This window comes from Ammoniphilus resinae (assembly GCF_017873965.1).
Taxonomy (GTDB): Bacteria; Bacillota; Bacilli; order Aneurinibacillales; family RAOX-1; genus Ammoniphilus_A; species Ammoniphilus_A resinae.
Window position 1 is genome coordinate 1 of record NZ_JAGGKT010000010.1, and the last position, 15,773, is coordinate 15,773.

17 protein-coding genes are annotated in these 15,773 nt (G+C 40.5%); 9 read left to right on the top strand and 8 right to left on the bottom strand.

Annotation, left to right across the window (positions count from 1 at the left end):
• Positions 1-91: 91 nt before the first annotated feature.
• The 5 genes from J2Z37_RS15505 to J2Z37_RS15525 form a co-directional block, all read right to left on the bottom strand.
• A complete protein-coding gene (locus J2Z37_RS15505; protein ID WP_209811204.1) occupies positions 92-232 on the bottom strand; it encodes a hypothetical protein in 141 nt (46 codons plus the stop codon).
• Positions 229-1,029, bottom strand: a complete 801-nt coding sequence (locus tag J2Z37_RS15510) for an ExeA family protein (protein WP_209811205.1) — start codon at positions 1,027-1,029, stop codon at positions 229-231. Before J2Z37_RS15510 ends, J2Z37_RS15505 begins: the two co-directional genes overlap by 4 nt.
• Before the next feature lie 3 nt (positions 1,030-1,032).
• Entirely contained in the window at positions 1,033-2,376 is a 1,344-nt protein-coding gene (locus J2Z37_RS15515; protein ID WP_209811206.1) for a DDE-type integrase/transposase/recombinase, read from the bottom strand.
• 43 nt (positions 2,377-2,419) lie between these two features.
• Complete coding sequence (locus J2Z37_RS15520) at positions 2,420-2,953, bottom strand: DUF6431 domain-containing protein (protein ID WP_245203849.1); 534 nt, start codon at positions 2,951-2,953, stop codon at positions 2,420-2,422.
• A 483-nt stretch (positions 2,954-3,436) separates the two neighbouring features.
• Positions 3,437-4,756, bottom strand: a complete 1,320-nt coding sequence (locus tag J2Z37_RS15525; RefSeq protein WP_342453845.1) for a DUF3231 family protein — start codon at positions 4,754-4,756, stop codon at positions 3,437-3,439.
• A gap of 243 nt (positions 4,757-4,999) precedes the next feature.
• Between J2Z37_RS15525 and J2Z37_RS15530 the strand changes: the two genes are divergently transcribed.
• From J2Z37_RS15530 to J2Z37_RS15545, 4 genes are all read left to right on the top strand, one after another.
• A complete protein-coding gene (locus J2Z37_RS15530; RefSeq protein WP_209811207.1) occupies positions 5,000-5,548 on the top strand; it encodes a GbsR/MarR family transcriptional regulator in 549 nt (182 codons plus the stop codon).
• A 13-nt stretch (positions 5,549-5,561) separates the two neighbouring features.
• Entirely contained in the window at positions 5,562-6,218 is a 657-nt protein-coding gene (locus tag J2Z37_RS15535) for a cysteine hydrolase family protein (protein WP_209811208.1), read from the top strand.
• 17 nt (positions 6,219-6,235) lie between these two features.
• Complete coding sequence (locus J2Z37_RS15540; RefSeq protein ID WP_245203850.1) at positions 6,236-7,150, top strand: glycine betaine ABC transporter substrate-binding protein; 915 nt, start codon at positions 6,236-6,238, stop codon at positions 7,148-7,150.
• A 140-nt stretch (positions 7,151-7,290) separates the two neighbouring features.
• Positions 7,291-7,836 carry a DUF6143 family protein gene (locus tag J2Z37_RS15545; protein ID WP_209811209.1) on the top strand — a complete coding sequence of 182 codons (546 nt, stop codon included), beginning with the start codon at positions 7,291-7,293 and terminating at the stop codon, positions 7,834-7,836.
• Between the two features lie 5 nt (positions 7,837-7,841).
• Here J2Z37_RS15545 and J2Z37_RS15550 read toward each other — a convergent pair whose 3' ends face one another.
• Positions 7,842-8,093 (bottom strand): hypothetical protein, encoded by a 252-nt coding sequence (locus tag J2Z37_RS15550; RefSeq protein ID WP_209811210.1) that lies wholly within the window; start codon positions 8,091-8,093, stop codon positions 7,842-7,844.
• Positions 8,094-8,496: 403 nt separating this feature from the next.
• Between J2Z37_RS15550 and J2Z37_RS15555 the strand changes: the two genes are divergently transcribed.
• On the top strand, positions 8,497-9,423 hold the full coding sequence (locus J2Z37_RS15555; RefSeq protein WP_209811211.1) for a DNA/RNA non-specific endonuclease: 927 nt from the start codon (positions 8,497-8,499) through the stop codon (positions 9,421-9,423).
• Positions 9,424-9,750: 327 nt separating this feature from the next.
• Here J2Z37_RS15555 and J2Z37_RS15560 read toward each other — a convergent pair whose 3' ends face one another.
• Positions 9,751-10,974: an IS110 family RNA-guided transposase gene (locus tag J2Z37_RS15560; protein WP_209811212.1), complete on the bottom strand. Its 1,224-nt coding sequence runs from the start codon at positions 10,972-10,974 to the stop codon at positions 9,751-9,753.
• Between the two features lie 110 nt (positions 10,975-11,084).
• Between J2Z37_RS15560 and J2Z37_RS15565 the strand changes: the two genes are divergently transcribed.
• From J2Z37_RS15565 to J2Z37_RS15575, 3 genes are all read left to right on the top strand, one after another.
• Positions 11,085-11,291 (top strand): hypothetical protein, encoded by a 207-nt coding sequence (locus tag J2Z37_RS15565; RefSeq protein ID WP_209811213.1) that lies wholly within the window; start codon positions 11,085-11,087, stop codon positions 11,289-11,291.
• Positions 11,292-11,370: 79 nt separating this feature from the next.
• Positions 11,371-11,535, top strand: a complete 165-nt coding sequence (locus tag J2Z37_RS15570; protein ID WP_209811214.1) for a tryptophan RNA-binding attenuation protein — start codon at positions 11,371-11,373, stop codon at positions 11,533-11,535.
• Positions 11,536-11,760: 225 nt separating this feature from the next.
• Complete coding sequence (locus J2Z37_RS15575; protein ID WP_209811215.1) at positions 11,761-12,273, top strand: hypothetical protein; 513 nt, start codon at positions 11,761-11,763, stop codon at positions 12,271-12,273.
• 363 nt (positions 12,274-12,636) lie between these two features.
• Here J2Z37_RS15575 and J2Z37_RS15580 read toward each other — a convergent pair whose 3' ends face one another.
• Positions 12,637-13,041: a hypothetical protein gene (locus J2Z37_RS15580; RefSeq protein ID WP_209811216.1), complete on the bottom strand. Its 405-nt coding sequence runs from the start codon at positions 13,039-13,041 to the stop codon at positions 12,637-12,639.
• Positions 13,042-13,160: 119 nt separating this feature from the next.
• Between J2Z37_RS15580 and ppsA the strand changes: the two genes are divergently transcribed.
• Positions 13,161-15,764 (top strand): phosphoenolpyruvate synthase, encoded by a 2,604-nt coding sequence (ppsA, locus tag J2Z37_RS15585; protein ID WP_209811217.1) that lies wholly within the window; start codon positions 13,161-13,163, stop codon positions 15,762-15,764.
• Positions 15,765-15,773 lie beyond the last annotated feature (9 nt).

Genomic DNA, 15,773 nt, shown 5'->3' on the forward strand with positions numbered 1-15,773 from the left:
TTAGCTTGCCGAGCTGCCAATTCTTCAAAATAAATACATTACGTAAATTAACAGCCCTCATCTAAATTACCAGGTGTGGGCTGTTTGACGCTTACCGACAAAGGACACTGCTTGCTCCGAAACAGAGGTCAAACCATTCACCGGCTTCTAACATAATCCTGTGATCATCCAGATGAACCATCCAACAATCTAACTCTCGATCATACTTCATTTCCCGCCATTTTCTTTTCATGAAAGTTCTCCCTGAATCACATGTTTAACCATCCGATCATCAATAATTCGGAGCTTGTTCTGGGCACCGTATAGGAGGGAGTGTGTACAAACTTTGTTGATGAGCCGGGCAGAACCACTTGAAAATTGGTAGATGTCATCCATGGCTCCATCGGAAAAAATATCACTTTGTGCGCCAGCATACTTTAAGTGCCGAATGATGTAGTCACCCACTTGGGCCCGATCATAATGCGAGAGTTTACACTGCAAATCAATCCGTTGACGAATGGCTGCATAAGCTTGAAGCCGGAGTCGATCCCACAATTCACTTTGTCCAACCAAAATGAGAGACATAGGACTTTGGGCATCCATCTTGAAATTGAGCAGGAATCGAACTTCTTCTAACATTTCCCGATCCAGAAGGTGGGCTTCATCCACAATAACGACGGGCTGCAAATGGTGGATCCCACGCATAAGCTCAATTTCCTTATGGAGTTGTCGTTTGGCATCCCCACGGTAGAACTTTGCTTCACATCCGAGCTGCTCTAGCAACCCTTTGTAAAAGTGACGTGGTGTGAGTTTAGAGTCGGATAAATATAGGGTTTTAAACTTGGACTGATCGAGGGTTTCTGTAAATCGGCGGATGGTGGTTGTCTTTCCAGTACCACAATCTCCGGTAATCACGGCAAAGAGTTGACGCTCTGCAGCGTATTCGAGCCGACCAAGCGTTTCATCTAGCATCACAGACTCATACATCTCACCAGCTGGGATATCCCGAACGAACGGTGTGCGTGAGAACCCATAGAACGATTCATACATGTCTTACACCTCCTTGCGAACCATCCGGAAGGAGATGGCAGGTGTTTGACGTTCTTTTCGTTCCGCTTGTTTTTGCTCTGCTCCTCGAAGCAAGCGGGAAGATTCAGCGGGTTCGGGTTGTAGATGTGGTGGAAGTTCCGGTCGTTTTCCTGATCGTTCCCCAATAACCAACTCTCGTACTTTCCATGGCGTATGCCCTTCGTATTCAATGATTAGTTCAGTAATGTCGGCAGGATCGTATACCACTTGTACCGTCCTTCCAATGAAGGAGAGACCTACCTCATACTTTTTGGACATGAAGCTGATACACCCGGCCTTATCCACTTTCCTTCCCTCTGAATGGAGGAAAGCATCCGCCAATACTTCGGGTTCCACAAAGCGTAGGGGCTTTCGATCACTTCGGAATGCCATTTCAGGACTTGTTTTTTCTCCTAAAGCAGAGTGGGTTTTATTTTGGTAACACTCAGAGAGCCACGCCTGAAACCAGGTATTGAGTCGTTCCAACGTTTTGGGTTTTTCCAGCGAAACTTCATTTAAAAATCCTTGAACCACACCATTCAAACGTTCTACTTTACCCTTTGATTCCGGTGAGTATGGTTTTGCGAAAAGAAGTCGGACCCCTAATTTAGAACAAGTACGGCCCATCCATTTCGTACGATACTGCTTACCATTGTCGAAGTAGACGGCCTCTGGAGTCCCGTATTGTTGTATGGCTTTTCGAAAACAATCCTCCACGATTGACTGATCCAGCGTTTCATAAAATTCCCCATGGAGAACAAATCGTGTGGCGTCATCAATGAATAATACGAGATACACTTGTTTATTCGCACCGCCTGGGCCAATGGGAAGGAATGGACCATATTTAATGTCTGACTGCCATAAACGATTTCGATGGGGTTGTTGAAAACGTCTTGCCGCTACGCCTGCACTGGTATACATCCGCATCTGCCTTGAACTGTACCCACGGTCGGTGAGTTTTTCCTGTAAGGTACTTCGCTTCAGTTGCCCCGGTTGAGCTTTTCCTTCCCATTCTAGAATTTGAATGATTTGGCTGACACTACGGCTAGGAACCTCACGCCGTAGTAGGATGGCCTGATCCAATAATTCCACGGGAATGGCATCTTTGCCATGCTTTCTCCCTTTCCCTTTGGGGAAAAGACCTTGAAATCCATCCCCTCGATACAAGGCTAAATACCTTCGTATGGTCCGCTCAGACAAGCCGGTTCGAGCACAAATATCCGCCTTAATTAACCGAGCTTTGGCAGGATCCAGCCCATCGGCGAGAAGGGGTGATACTAATTGAAAACGTTGAGCTGCCAATTCTTCCGCTCTCTTTTGATCTCTCATGTGAAATCCTCTCCCTTATATTTCATTTCAACATGAGTGTATCTTAGGAAGATTCGGACAGAAATGCAGAACGGGTATGTACCCATAAATTTGTATTCGCGATCGGTCGGACAACTCTCGCCAGCCAACGGGGAGCATCCCCCACAAAATGTCCCATTCGTTGGAGTGCAGAACGTGGAGCTTCGGACGGGGGCTCCACAGGAATCTGTGAATAGCGGATCGCTAACGATGTAAGACAACCAACAAGATAAGTGGCAAAGTTTTCAAACCAACATTTCCAACGGTAAAACGTGCACTCGTCAGCAGCAATATCTGCGGTTTTCCGATCCCCGCTTACTGCATTTTCTATGCAATCTACCTCATATCTTTTGTATGGCACAACGAAATCCGGCAATTCATGATGAATTTTCTTACAGCGAACACAACGCAGCCTTCGTATGTTCAAGATGATCGTTTCTCCGGAGCCTTTGATGGATTTACGTAGTCGACTTCCAATAATCTTTAGCTTTTCTCCGCAACAAGGACAAGGTAAAATTTCCACACCCCTAACAAAAAACACCAGTAACAGGATTTTCAAACAGCTCAAAATCTGATACAATGACCATAAGTTGTGTTTGTTGGACGTCTCTGGTGATACTGTTGGCGCAGTACCACACCATACAGGGACGTCTTTTTCCTTTCTATTCTATTTATTTTTGAAGCAAGAATGCTATAACTTCCCCTCATTCACCTTTCCGATCAGGCTCATTTCGGAGCTACATCTTATTCTTCTGATTTTATTTTTCAAATAATCTATTTTTCCTATTATATTGGTCATTATATCCGTCAATATTTGGTCAGGCAATACCATCAACTTTTGGTCTTTTTAATTCAGCTAAAACACTGTATCTCTCCTTGAAAACTAGAAATAATTAGGGTGTTTAAGTTTGAATAAGTGTTTATTAGAAACTCCAATATAAGGAGCACTAGCCCTTTCAGCAATTTCCCGTTTAGAAATTGTCCGAACCCCGGAAACGCAATACTCCAAAATAACACCTGAAGAGAATTTGCTTTTGACATCTCATCTCTTTGCACCTTCCGCAAGGGATTTCCTGTCAATTGCTTCTGGTTGTTTTTCTAACCAGCCGTGATTTACCATGATATTATAAATTTTGATACCTTCTGATCGAATATCTTTAAATATTTTATCGTAAATCAACACTATATCTGGTCTCATAGATGAAGACAGCCCTGAACCATAGTAAGCGAGAGCCGCATTCTCTAGGAATGCCAGATGAGACATCATAAGTTTATCCGAAAACGGACTTACAGTAGAGTTAGTAACCCCAATATCCCACGCGTGAGGAGTTATTAACCCTTCTTTATCTAGTATCGAGTTAAACTGGTCAATATGCCTTGCAGATTCTTCAACCACAAACAATGCAAAATTACGTACATCATCTGTTTCTGCGACCTGACTGAAGGCTGTAGCTAGCGCCTTGTTGAGAGTGTTCTTTTTGGTATTAAAGAAAAGATTATTAATTTCTGAAGCGTTAAGGGGTCTAGGATTTCCGAGTAAGTTTGAAATTAACCCCGTTTTTTCTACAAATTCAACATTTTTCAGTGATGGAATAGAAGGGGCATGTGAATATTGCCCTTTAGCTTGACGATATTTAACGATTTTATTAAGTAATTCCTTTGTGGTTGCGCAACATTCAAAAAAGTAATTCCGTAAATCTTCTCGTTCACATACAGTAATGGCTAAACTATACGCAGTTAAACCATGTATTGTCATGATTTCTGTATAAACCGCTAAGAACCCGTCTGTAAATAAACGCGGTGCATTTTGATTAACATCATTTTTTGTGAATCCTATAGGAATTTGGAAATTCGCCTCTTTAAAAAATGAAGTAATTTGTGTGATATGCTTTTGTGATGCTTGGAAAGCAGATTCTAAAATGGGTTGAAGTTCCTTATCTTCAACAATATTAAGGAAGTATTTAAAGACACATATGGAAAGGCTATCACTCATGTACTGTGTCCATAGACTAGACACCTCGGGAGCGGTTAGGCTATTTTTCTTTGTGTTAATTAAAGTGTTATGCAAAATTTGATTTAGGAAGTCTGTCAATTCAGAATCCGAAATACCGCTTTTCTTTTTTTTATCAATTAATTGACCAAAAAGATTAGGAAGATTGTTTTGATCTATTTCACCTACAATTTTGTTCATCAAAGTGTTCATCTCAGGATTGTTCATTCCGGTTTGTTTTTTTAAAACAAATTGTGTAAAAAGATTAGAAACTTCTGAGTCGGAAAGGTTTTTATTATGGATCTCTTTTATAAGTTGGGTTAAAAGAGGAACTAATTCGGCAACAGTTTTATCGATAGTTGCTATACTCACATGGAAGACCTCCGATTGCATTTTCAATTTAGTTATCTTGAGATTATTTTGTGGTATTTTTTAATAAACAATACGGATCTTATTTTTGGGTGTACTTGGATTTGCAAGTATCTTATTGAACAAACGGGGATTGGTTCATTCATTTGACCAGTTTAATAAAATATAATAATATGTATAATACATTTAATTTGTTTAATACAAATTAAACATACTGAACAAGATAGTTATTGGAGGTGAGTATAAATGGATAGAGATGATTTGAAAAAAGTTGAGAATGCCCGTGATGTCATGATCAGCGCGATTGCGCAAACCATGGTTATATATGGAGTAACTCCGTCAGTAGGAAGGATATATGGAGTTCTTTACTTTGCTGATGAAGCTCTTTCATTAGATGAAATTAAAGATCAGGTAGCTATGAGTAAAGCAAGTGTGAGCAATGGGTTAAGAGAATTATTAGAGACAGAAATGGTTATCAAGGTTTGGAAAAAGGGGGACCGTAAAGATCATTACATCGCGGAAAAAGATTTCTTTAAAAATTTCATTTCTTTCTTCGTCAAAAATCTTCGACAAGAAAGAAGCCTTATTCTTAAAGCTATGGAGCAGGTCCAACCAACATTGCTGGAAGTTTCCAATGGCTCAACTTCTCCTGAGGCAGCTGCATTAGCACAAAAGGACTTGAAAGGGATCAGGGAATCTCTCGAATATTTCGATTGGACCATGCGTTTGACGAATGCCATGGAAAGTGGAGAAATTTTCTCTTTCTTCCCGAAGAAGGATGAGAAAGAACAATAAGGAGGAGGAAAAGATGGATTTAAAAAAGACAGCATTAATACTCATTGATTTGCAAAAAGAAAGCAAGTACGGAATCGAAGGAATAGAAGGTATTGTTTCCCATGCTCAAGCATTAATTAGAGTTTGTCGGGAATTAGATGTTCCGATTATTTACACAAGACATATCAACCGCAAGGATTGTGTTGGTTTATCAAATGGTGAGCCACTAGATGATCAAGGAGCTCCTATCTTCTATTCCTCTGATTCAGAGGATATTGAAATCCTCGATGGCATTAAGCCTTTACAGGAGGATATTGTCATTGATAAATATCGTTGGAGCAGTTTTCATCAAACAAGCCTGGACCTGATTTTAAGAAGTAAAGATATTAAGCATCTGCTCATTGGGGGTTTGGTAACGGACGGGTGTTTGATGACCTCCATATTTGATGGGTATTTTCGTGATTACCAAATCAATTTGGTAAAGGATATTTGTGGTGCCACGAATGAAGGGGCACACATGGCTTCCATTCTCATTATGGCAAATTGGATTTATGATCTTAAAATCTTTAATACAGATGAACTAATTAAAAAATTGTATGGAAAAGAGTATCGTGCTTGGGAATCAACGGCTCCTGATCAACTGCAATTTACTCCTGAAAATATGAGAAGCGTTTTTCAAAGATTAGGGTAATAGGAAAGGGGAATAAAATGAAGGATTTTATGCGAAATTCAATATTACTTTTACTATCTGCTGTATTAATTTTATCAGGGTGTTCAAATTCTACAGAGTCTAATCAAAAAGAATCGGCCTCAGAAAATACGAAATCAGCTGAAGCGAGTAATGATGAAAATAAAGAAGTCGTTTTTGGTATGGCCGCTTGGACAAGTACTGAGGCACCGACGAACATCGCTAAACTAATTTTGGAAGAAGCAGGATATAAGGTTGAGTTTAAAAGAGTAGAGCAGCCTCTCATTTTTTCAGGTCTAAAAAATCAAGATATCGACTTTTTTATGGATGCATGGTTACCTTATACCGAAGCAGAGCTATGGGGGAAATACAAAGACGACCTGGTTAAAGTAGCAACAAGTTATGAAGAGGCTCCATTGGGTTGGGTAGTTCCAACATACGTAGAGGAAAATTCCATTGAGGAGTTAAGAGGAAAGGCTGAAAAATTCGATGGGAAGATTGTTGGCCTAGGTGAAGGATCAGGTATGACTCCAACCTCAAAGCAGATGATTAAAGATTATCATTTAACAGGGTTTGAATACATTTCTTCGAGTGAAGTGGCTATGCTGACGGAAGCAAAACGGAAGATGGAAAAAGAAGAACCGGTCATCTTTTTAGCATGGAGACCACATTCCATTTTTGCACAGCATAATCTTAAATTCTTAGAAGATCCAAAGGGTAATTTTAAGGCCGATAATGTCTATGTTATCTCTTACAAGGGAATTGAGAAAAAGCATCCTGAAGCATATAATATATTATCCAAGTGGAGTATCGACATTGCTGACCTTGAAGAAATGATGTTGAAATTTGAAAATGATGGGACGTCGTTTGAGGATCTAGCAAAAGAATGGATCGAAGAGCACCGCGAACAAGTGAATCAAATGTTAGGAAAATAATAGGACTACACACCAGTGACGAAGGATCAAATGTTGTTCTCTTACAAACTGAGGGTACAATTATCCCTTTCAAAGTACATCTCTTTTTCATAAACATAGGATTATGAGCGTATTTAAACGATGAAAAGAGGGTGCTTTGATTGGGGAAAATCATTCGATTACCTGAAGTTGCAACTGTTCCACAATCCTTATACCGGTCTCTGCGAGGAAAGTATTTTATCGCGTACGCAGACAATTTAACTTTTGGACGAGGGACCAGCGCGTGGGCAAGACTATATAATCCTCCAAATTCGGGCGTGAATTTATTTGTTAATGTATGGACAGTGACGGATGTAGCGACAACGCCTTTCCGAGTTCAATTCTGGTTTAATGCAAAAGCTCCCGGAACTCCGATTAATGTACGTGCAACTCCTACCAACTTGAAGATTAAGCCCTTGCCTAAACCTCGAGTAAAAATTCAACTGACACGAAATGTAAAAGGGAACCCAAAGGGAGGAATAAAAGCCTTCGTTCGGAGAGCGGTTCCGGAGCAGACGCTAGTAGAGGAGGAGGGTGGAAAGTTAATTTTTCCGCCGGGAAGTAATTTTCTCGTATTTGTATCGAACCCTGAAACGCCAAGGTTGGCTGGGAATGCAAGGATCGCCTTCGGTTGGTGGGAAGAAAAAATAATTAAAAGGAATAAATAGACAATCTAAAAGGAGCCAAAAGGCTCCTTTTTAAGGGTTATGAGGAGCGAATTCTGCGGAGTATATTTGCGTATGCCGATGTCAAGCGTGCCTTCTCTCACTGCTTGGATCAATTGACTCCCGCTTAAATTTAGTTTTGGTAGGATACGAACTTTAATTTGCCCTCCTGTAGATTTTTCCAATACCCTTTTAAACATTAGAGCACCCCTCTGATAGGGTGAATCTACCGGATTCAAATGTCCGACTGTGATGATCAAGCTGCAATCCTCCTTGCGACCGTATTTTTATTCTTCATTTATATGTGCCATAGGAAGGGGAGGTATAGACTAGAGTTGAATCCACGTGACCCTTAAAACGGCGACATATTAGGAACATGGTATGACATAAAAATATAAGGGAAACGCAGGTCATGGTGCGGAGGATGAACAACATGAATCAAAACCAAGCATCCAATGTGATCAAAATAGGTGCTCTTTATCCACTAAGTGGATCACTGGTGTAATTGCGAAAAGTTGACATAGCATGTTCCCGCCTTTACGATATTTTTTAGTGTATGTATACTAAATAAGGTTCGGATGAACTGATCATGTATACAAGGTGGAGGGAATTTTGAGAAGGGTTCTTTACTACAACTGAGAAAGTAACATAGGAGAGTCGAAAATGAACTATTTAATCTTACTTTTAACGATCATCTTTATGGTTGGTTGTACCCACGTAGATGATACATCTAATACAGATGTAGAAACAGATTCACAAGAAGTAACCACAGATGCTACAAATAAAAATAGTGAAAAAAAAGAAGCTGTCAACGCGGGTGTTGATGAACCAGTAGGAGAGGCAACAACAACCCAACCAAATAATGAATTGTTTTCAGGATACAAGCTTATCGAAGTTGATGGTGGGGATTTGTCTGGGCATCGTGAACCTAATGTTGTTGTTGACATTGGTTACGGAGACCGTGAATATTGGGCATTTACTAATGAATATGGGCAATTAGTGCGTGTCATTGCTGCTGAAATTATTCTACAAGACGACCGTAACGAACCTGTATTATCGTCTGGTAGATACTACCCTGATGAGGCAAAGGTTCCTGGTGTCGAAAGTGACGTATTAGATGAAGGACATATCATTGCTGATTCTCTCGGAGGGGTATCGAATGCATATAATATTACCCCACAAGATAGTACACTCAACCGACATGGTGATCAGGCTTATATGGAAGATGCAATACGCAAAGCAGGTGGAGCCACTAATTTTGAAGCGATTGTCACCTATCCGAATACAGAAACCCAAATCCCTTCAAGTTACCAGTACACCTATACGTTAAAGGGTAACAAGATCGTTGATACATTTGACAATGTGAACCCTGATGAAGTAAATGCAGCACTCGGATTAACAGGCAGTGAGCCTTCTGATTCAACTAGTTCAAATACAAGCAGTGATATTTCTAGTGTTGATACAAACGGAAATGGACAGGTGACGATTAAAGAAGCTAAAGCAGCAGGTTATAGCATGCCAATAACGAGTGATCATTGGTTATACCCCTATATGCACGATGCTGATATGGACGGTATGGTAGGTGAGTAAGACTAAAATAAATGAACGAAAGAACAGAACATTTTCCTCGTTGGACGATTTATTACAATTTGCAAGTGAGTGCCTGTACAGGAACAATTAAAATTAATAGTCATATCATCTATATAATTTGTACGGTGTAAATATAATTATTTTTCACTAACGAGGATCGAGAGCTTCACAAGGCTACTCGATTCTTTTTTGTTTGTTCAACTACCATGAAAATTAAAATTCTGAGCACCTGTAAAAATGGCAATACTAAAGAAGACGCAGCTCATTCGTTTTTTAAAAGGGGAGAGCGCCTAATTCATTGGTAGTATTGATGGGGAGTGGACTGGATCAAGAAGCTTCTGGTTCTTTTATGGATACGATGTAACCTAACCCTTCAAGTCTACGTAAAGCGTGCCGAACAATAGATTGTTCTCTCTGCTTATCAAAGTAGTCTTCGCCTAAGTCTACATACATTTCTTTACGAGTTAAGAGATAATAAGAGATACGCAAGATGGCATGAGCAACCACGATTCCTGCTCGTTTCTTACCTTTTCGTGCGGCTGTTCGCCGATACAGCGCACCTAGGTAGTTTTTAGATCCTTTGACTGAATGAGCTGCTTCTGTTAATCCTGCTCTTAAATATTTGTTTCCTTTTTTCGTTTTGGAGGATTTCCTTTTGCCAGCACTTTCGTTATGACCAGGAACCAATCCAGCCCATGAACACATATGAGCTGCGCTTGGGAACTGGTCTTTAACATTGGTTCCGATTTCAGCTAAAATCTGTTCCGCCATTCGTGTTGATATGCCTGGAATAGAATCAAGTCGTTCCACATCTTCTTTGTATTTGCTTACCCTCTCTGCGACTTCTTGATCTAGCAACTCAATCTGCTCTGTAAGAAAATCGATGTGAGTTAAAATGGTTTTGATCATCAGTCGTTGATGAGGGCTGACATAACCCTTAAGAGCAAGTTCAAGTTCATCCTTTTTTCGTTTCAGTGTACGCTGAGCAAAGTTTGCTAATTTTTCAGGATCTTCTTCGCCATTTGCAATGGCATGAAGCATATTTTTAGATGAAAGCCCCATGATGTCAGAAACAACAGAGCCAAGCTTAATGTTTGCACCTTCCAAAACTTTTTGGATCCGATTATGCTGTCTGGCGCGCTCTTCAATGATGCTTCGACGATAACGAACCAATTCTCTTAATTCTCGTTGATTCCGGTCGGGAATATAACTAGCTTTAAGTAGTCCGTGGCGAAGGAGTTTAGCAATCCATTCCGCATCCTTTACATCCGTTTTACGTCCTGGAACAGCTTTAATGTGCTGAGCATTCACCACTAAAAATTCAATATCTTCGGCTTCTAGTAAATTCACAATCGGTTTCCAATAGACACTTGTACTCTCCATGGCAACATGAGTACATCCATGTTGCTTAATCCAATCCACTAACTGTAATAGAAATACAGTCTTAGTTGAAAATGTTTGAATCTCCTTTCCTTCTGGTGTCATGATACATGCAGTAATGTTATCTTTATGGACATCCATCCCGCATGCTCGTTCAATGATTACTTCCATTGAAATGATCCTTTCTACGGCTCTGATGATTGGAGGCTGGTGCAACAACCAGAATAGGATTAATCTACCATGAGTGCTTCCCGATAGGGAGCAACATTCAGTGATGCACCGTGGTCGCTGGAGTCAGACTAACGGATGGGCTCTATCGCACCAAAGTTGATCGACCTTCCTCGCCAGCCGTAGTAGCAGTATGGGCACTGAAAGCCCATTTTCATTCTCTGTGGTGCAGCACTGGTTTTGTGCTGCATGGATGGCTAACGGGGATCGATAGCGGGGGAATGGGATCGGCATCCATCCCCCTCTTTTTGTTGCGGTAAAGGGCAGGATAGTGAGAAAACAATGGTGTGAAATTTGTGGTATATTAGGGAAAACTATGCACTGGGGTGTAAATTTATAATGAGTATCATTGCAATGGACGATTTGGAACAGCAGTGTTGGGAATGTAATGGGAAAGGTACAATAAGCGATGAAGCATGTCCTAAATGTGATGGTAAAGGATATATTGCTACTGCTTTAGGTCAAACATTGTTAGACTTTTTTAAAAGGCACTTAGATAAATGAATAATTCATAAGTCAACACTCGATGCAGACCTCGAAAGGGAGGTCTGTTTTTATTCCGCTAACGGGGATCTATAGTTCAAAAACGGTTGCTTTTGCGGTAGCCGTTTTTTGTTACTCAACTATAGGGCAGTTTAACGAAAGTTGAAAAATTGTTGAAATATAAAAGTAACGGTATGGTAATGTAAAGCGTCTAATTAATAAGAATTTATTTGCGGAGGTGTAATTATGAAAAAATTAACTTACTTTGTTTTTATTTCCCTTCTGATATTGGTATTTGTTTTATCAGGGTGTTCAACAGAAAAAGTAGATACCAACGCAAAAGAAGAAACTTGGCAAATAAGTCCTTCCTTTACGATTCCTAAGCCAAGTCCAGATGGAAAAGACGTAGCTTATGGTTTGAGAGGGACTGACGGTAAATTAGCTATTGTTGACAGTCCGGTTATTGCGGGTTCAAACAATAAGCAGTTATTTCATTTTTGGGGAGGAACACCAGAGAAAACGGAACAATTATTTAACAAAAAAGTGAAAGTAATAGGAACGAGTCAAGAGGATGGAAAAATAGTCACAGCTTTTGAAAGTTCAATTGGTGTCCCGAATGAAGAAATAATGAAGCCACCATATCATTACGCTGAATCGGTAGGTTATTTGAATTTACCTTCAAAAGGAATTTGGAAACTGGATGCTTATATTGAAGATGAATTGTTTGGTAGCATTATAGTTGATGTCCAAGAAAAATAGCAGTTGTTTATTGAGCAAAAGGGGATCATTAGCTGAATAAACAAAAAGAAAAAAGCTGATATCACTTAATCTATGGGATAACAGCTTTTTAATTTATGTATGTATGGAAGAATAGCGGGATTGATTAGAAACCATTTTTAAACTCCTGTACGCTTCCTCTGATTGTTTGGCTTCTATGTTTGTTGACTCTTCATTTTATGTGTTGTTGAGAAGTTTGTCATTGGATTTCCTGATGCTCTTTGGGGCTTCTTACTTTCCATTTTTTGTTTGATCGCCTCTTGCATCCGTTTTTCTATTATATCAGTTCCAAAAACGATATTTTCGGGTGCGACGGGAATCGATAGTTGAAAAAGCAATAAAATTTTAACCTTCTATTAAACCTAGATATCTTATTTCTTTACCATTTAATTTTACAATTAATATCGGTCCGCTACCTTTCAGTGGTTCGTAAATCTCGGTTCCAATAGGGAGTTTGGTTGCCATTTGGTCTTCGAATACAAGACCATCTTTATATTGTTTTGTAATTGTGCCGATATTCTTACCAGTGGTGAGTTCTGTTGTTTGAACCCATTCAATATCGCTTGCATTGCTATAAACAACCCCGTTCAATTCGAAAATATCAGCATCTGGATTTTGGGCTAACGTTTCTTCTGCCGTGGGATTGTGAGTTTCGATTCTTTCGGCGAAATCGCCAGCATTATTCTTTTCGGGTTGGTTACAACCTCCAAGTATTGCTAAGCATAAAATGAATGAAATGAGTATTCTCATTACTCGGCCCCCCTTTTTAAGTATAAAGACGGTTTATTTAAGGATTTTGTTCCAACATTTCTTCGTACTGTAAAAAGTAATATACAATAGTACTTAATGAGATTTATTGGAGGGATAGAATGAGTCATTTGGTTCTCGGTTTTCAGGAAATGGATAAAACACAGCTTTTGCTCGTTGGCGGAAAAGGATTACATTTAGGGGAATTATCAAAAATTCATGGAATCCAAGTTCCAGAAGGATTTTGTGTGACAACAATGGGCTATCAAAAAGCCATCGAAGAAAACGAAAGGTTTCGAGCCTTGGTGGATCAACTAACGCAGCTAAAAGTAGAGGACCAGGATCAAATTGGCGAAATCAGCAGAAAGATACGACAAACCCTGTTGGAAGTAGACATTCCTTCCGATGTTGTGAAAGCCGTTGCTCACTATCTCTCCCAGTTTGGCTTCGAACAGGCTTATGCCGTGCGTTCAAGTGCGACGGTGGAAGATTTACCACATGCCTCTTTTGCTGGTCAACATGACACTTATTTAAATATCATTGGAAAAGAAGCCATCATGGAGCATATCCGCAAATGTTGGGCTTCCTTATTTACGGATCGTGCGGTTATCTACCGAATGAAAAACGGATTTGACCACAGCCAAGTTTCTTTATCCGTGATCGTTCAAAGGATGGTGTTCCCACAGGCTTCAGGGATTTTATTTACCGCTGATCCGATGACCTCGAACCGCAAGGTGCTATCCATCGATGCCAGCCTTGGACTTGGAGAAGCACTAGTCTCTGGCTTAGTGTCTGCTGATTGTTATAAGGTGCAAGAAGAAAAGATCATCGATAAATTGATCGCAACCAAAAAATTGGCGATCTCTGGACGAAAAGAAGGCGGAACAGAGACACAGCCAATCGACCCAGATCTGCAAAAGACACAAACCCTTACTGATCAACAGATATTACAACTAGCACGCATCGGAAGACAGATCGAAACTCATTTTGGTTGCCCACAAGATATCGAATGGTGTTTGGTTGAAGATACATTTTATATTGTCCAGAGTCGTCCCATCACGACTTTATACCCCATCCCTGAAGAAAAAGAGACCCAAGAAAATCGCGTCTATATATCTGTCGGTCACCAACAAATGATGACCGATGTCATAAAACCATTGGGATTGTCTTTTTTCCTGTTAACGACTCCCGCACCCATGCGTAAAGCGGGTGGAAGGTTGTTTGTGGATGTCACACAACGTCTAGCTGCCCCTGATAGCAGAAAAAATTTATTAGATACCATGGGACAACATGATCCACTTTTAAAAAACGCACTGATAACCATCATAGAGCGAGGCGATTTTATAAAATCAATACCTGATGGCAAAAAACCACCAAGTCCCAACAGAGGCAATATGGATAGGCTGGCAGATGTCGAAAACGATCCGACCATCGTTTCTGATTTGATGAAGAGGAGTCAAGCCTCGATCGAAGCGTTAAAACAAACCATCCAAAAAAAATCAGGATCAGATGTATTTGATTTTATACTCGAAGATATCCAAGAACTTAAGAAGATGTTATTTGATCCGCAAAGTTCAGCTGTGTTTATGGCTGCGATGAATGCTTCCTCATGGATCAATGAGAAAATGAACGAGTGGTTAGGTGAAAAAAACGCAGCAGACACGCTTACTAGGTCTGTCCCAAACAATATTACTTCGGAAATGGGGCTGGCCTTAATGGATGTAGCCGATGTGATTCGTCCCTTTCCAGAAGTCATTGCATATCTACAACATGTAACAGAGGATCACTTTTTGGAGAAAATCGTGAAGCTTGAAGGGGGACAGGAAACAAGGGACGCGATCGATGATTATCTGGGCAAATACGGAATGCGATGTGCTGGGGAAATCGATATAACGAGAACTCGTTGGAGCGAAAAACCAATGACCCTTGTCCCGATGATTCTCAGTAATATAAACAACTTTGAGCCGGGTGCTAGCCATCGGAAATTTGAGCAAGGGCGACTGGACGCTCTGAAGAAAGAACAAGAGTTACTCGATCGATTGAAGCGATTACCGGATGGTGAACAAAAAGCCAAAGAAACAAAACGAATGATCGACCTCGTCCGAAATTTTATCGGTTATCGTGAATATCCGAAATACGGCATGATTCATCGCTACTTCGTTTATAAGCAGGCAATACTCAAAGAAGCGGAACAACTTGTACAAGTGGGCGTGATTCATGAAAAAGAAGATATCTACTATCTTACTTTTGAAGAACTTCACGAAGTCGTACGCACCCATAAACTGGTTGAACAGATCATCAGCAAACGAAAAGAGGAATACAAATTCTATGAAAAACTAACTCCTCCACGTGTGATCACGTCTGATGGTGAAATCATTTCAGGTGAGTACAAACGAGATAATCTCCCAACCGAAGCATTTGTCGGTCTACCTGTTTCTGCCGGAGTGATCGAGGGACGCGCTCGTGTCATCCTAAACATGGATGATGCGAATTTGCAAGAGGGAGACATATTGGTTACCGTCTTTACCGACCCTAGCTGGACACCGTTGTTTGTATCCATCAAAGGCCTGGTCACCGAAGTCGGTGGACTGATGACCCATGGAGCAGTAATCGCACGAGAATATGGCTTACCAGCCGTTGTTGGAGTGGAAAAGGCTACGAAACTGATCAAGGATGGGCAACGCATTCGCGTGCATGGAACAGAAGGGTATATCGAGAGATTGTAATGGCTGGGG

Excerpts from the sequence above, each read along its gene's own strand:
- J2Z37_RS15540 (WP_245203850.1), top strand. The coding sequence starts at position 6,236 with ATGAAGGATTTTATGCGAAATTCAATATTACTTTTACTATCTGCTGTA.
- J2Z37_RS15505 (WP_209811204.1), bottom strand. The coding sequence starts at position 232 with ATGAAAAGAAAATGGCGGGAAATGAAGTATGATCGAGAGTTAGATTGT.
- J2Z37_RS15515 (WP_209811206.1), bottom strand. The coding sequence starts at position 2,376 with ATGAGAGATCAAAAGAGAGCGGAAGAATTGGCAGCTCAACGTTTTCAA.
- J2Z37_RS15560 (WP_209811212.1), bottom strand. The coding sequence starts at position 10,974 with ATGGAAGTAATCATTGAACGAGCATGCGGGATGGATGTCCATAAAGAT.
- J2Z37_RS15570 (WP_209811214.1), top strand. The coding sequence starts at position 11,371 with ATGAGTATCATTGCAATGGACGATTTGGAACAGCAGTGTTGGGAATGT.
- J2Z37_RS15535 (WP_209811208.1), top strand. The coding sequence starts at position 5,562 with ATGGATTTAAAAAAGACAGCATTAATACTCATTGATTTGCAAAAAGAA.
- J2Z37_RS15575 (WP_209811215.1), top strand. The coding sequence starts at position 11,761 with ATGAAAAAATTAACTTACTTTGTTTTTATTTCCCTTCTGATATTGGTA.
- J2Z37_RS15530 (WP_209811207.1), top strand. The coding sequence starts at position 5,000 with ATGGATAGAGATGATTTGAAAAAAGTTGAGAATGCCCGTGATGTCATG.
- J2Z37_RS15580 (WP_209811216.1), bottom strand. The coding sequence starts at position 13,041 with ATGAGAATACTCATTTCATTCATTTTATGCTTAGCAATACTTGGAGGT.
- ppsA (WP_209811217.1), top strand. The coding sequence starts at position 13,161 with ATGAGTCATTTGGTTCTCGGTTTTCAGGAAATGGATAAAACACAGCTT.
- J2Z37_RS15510 (WP_209811205.1), bottom strand. The coding sequence starts at position 1,029 with ATGTATGAATCGTTCTATGGGTTCTCACGCACACCGTTCGTTCGGGAT.
- J2Z37_RS15555 (WP_209811211.1), top strand. The coding sequence starts at position 8,497 with ATGAACTATTTAATCTTACTTTTAACGATCATCTTTATGGTTGGTTGT.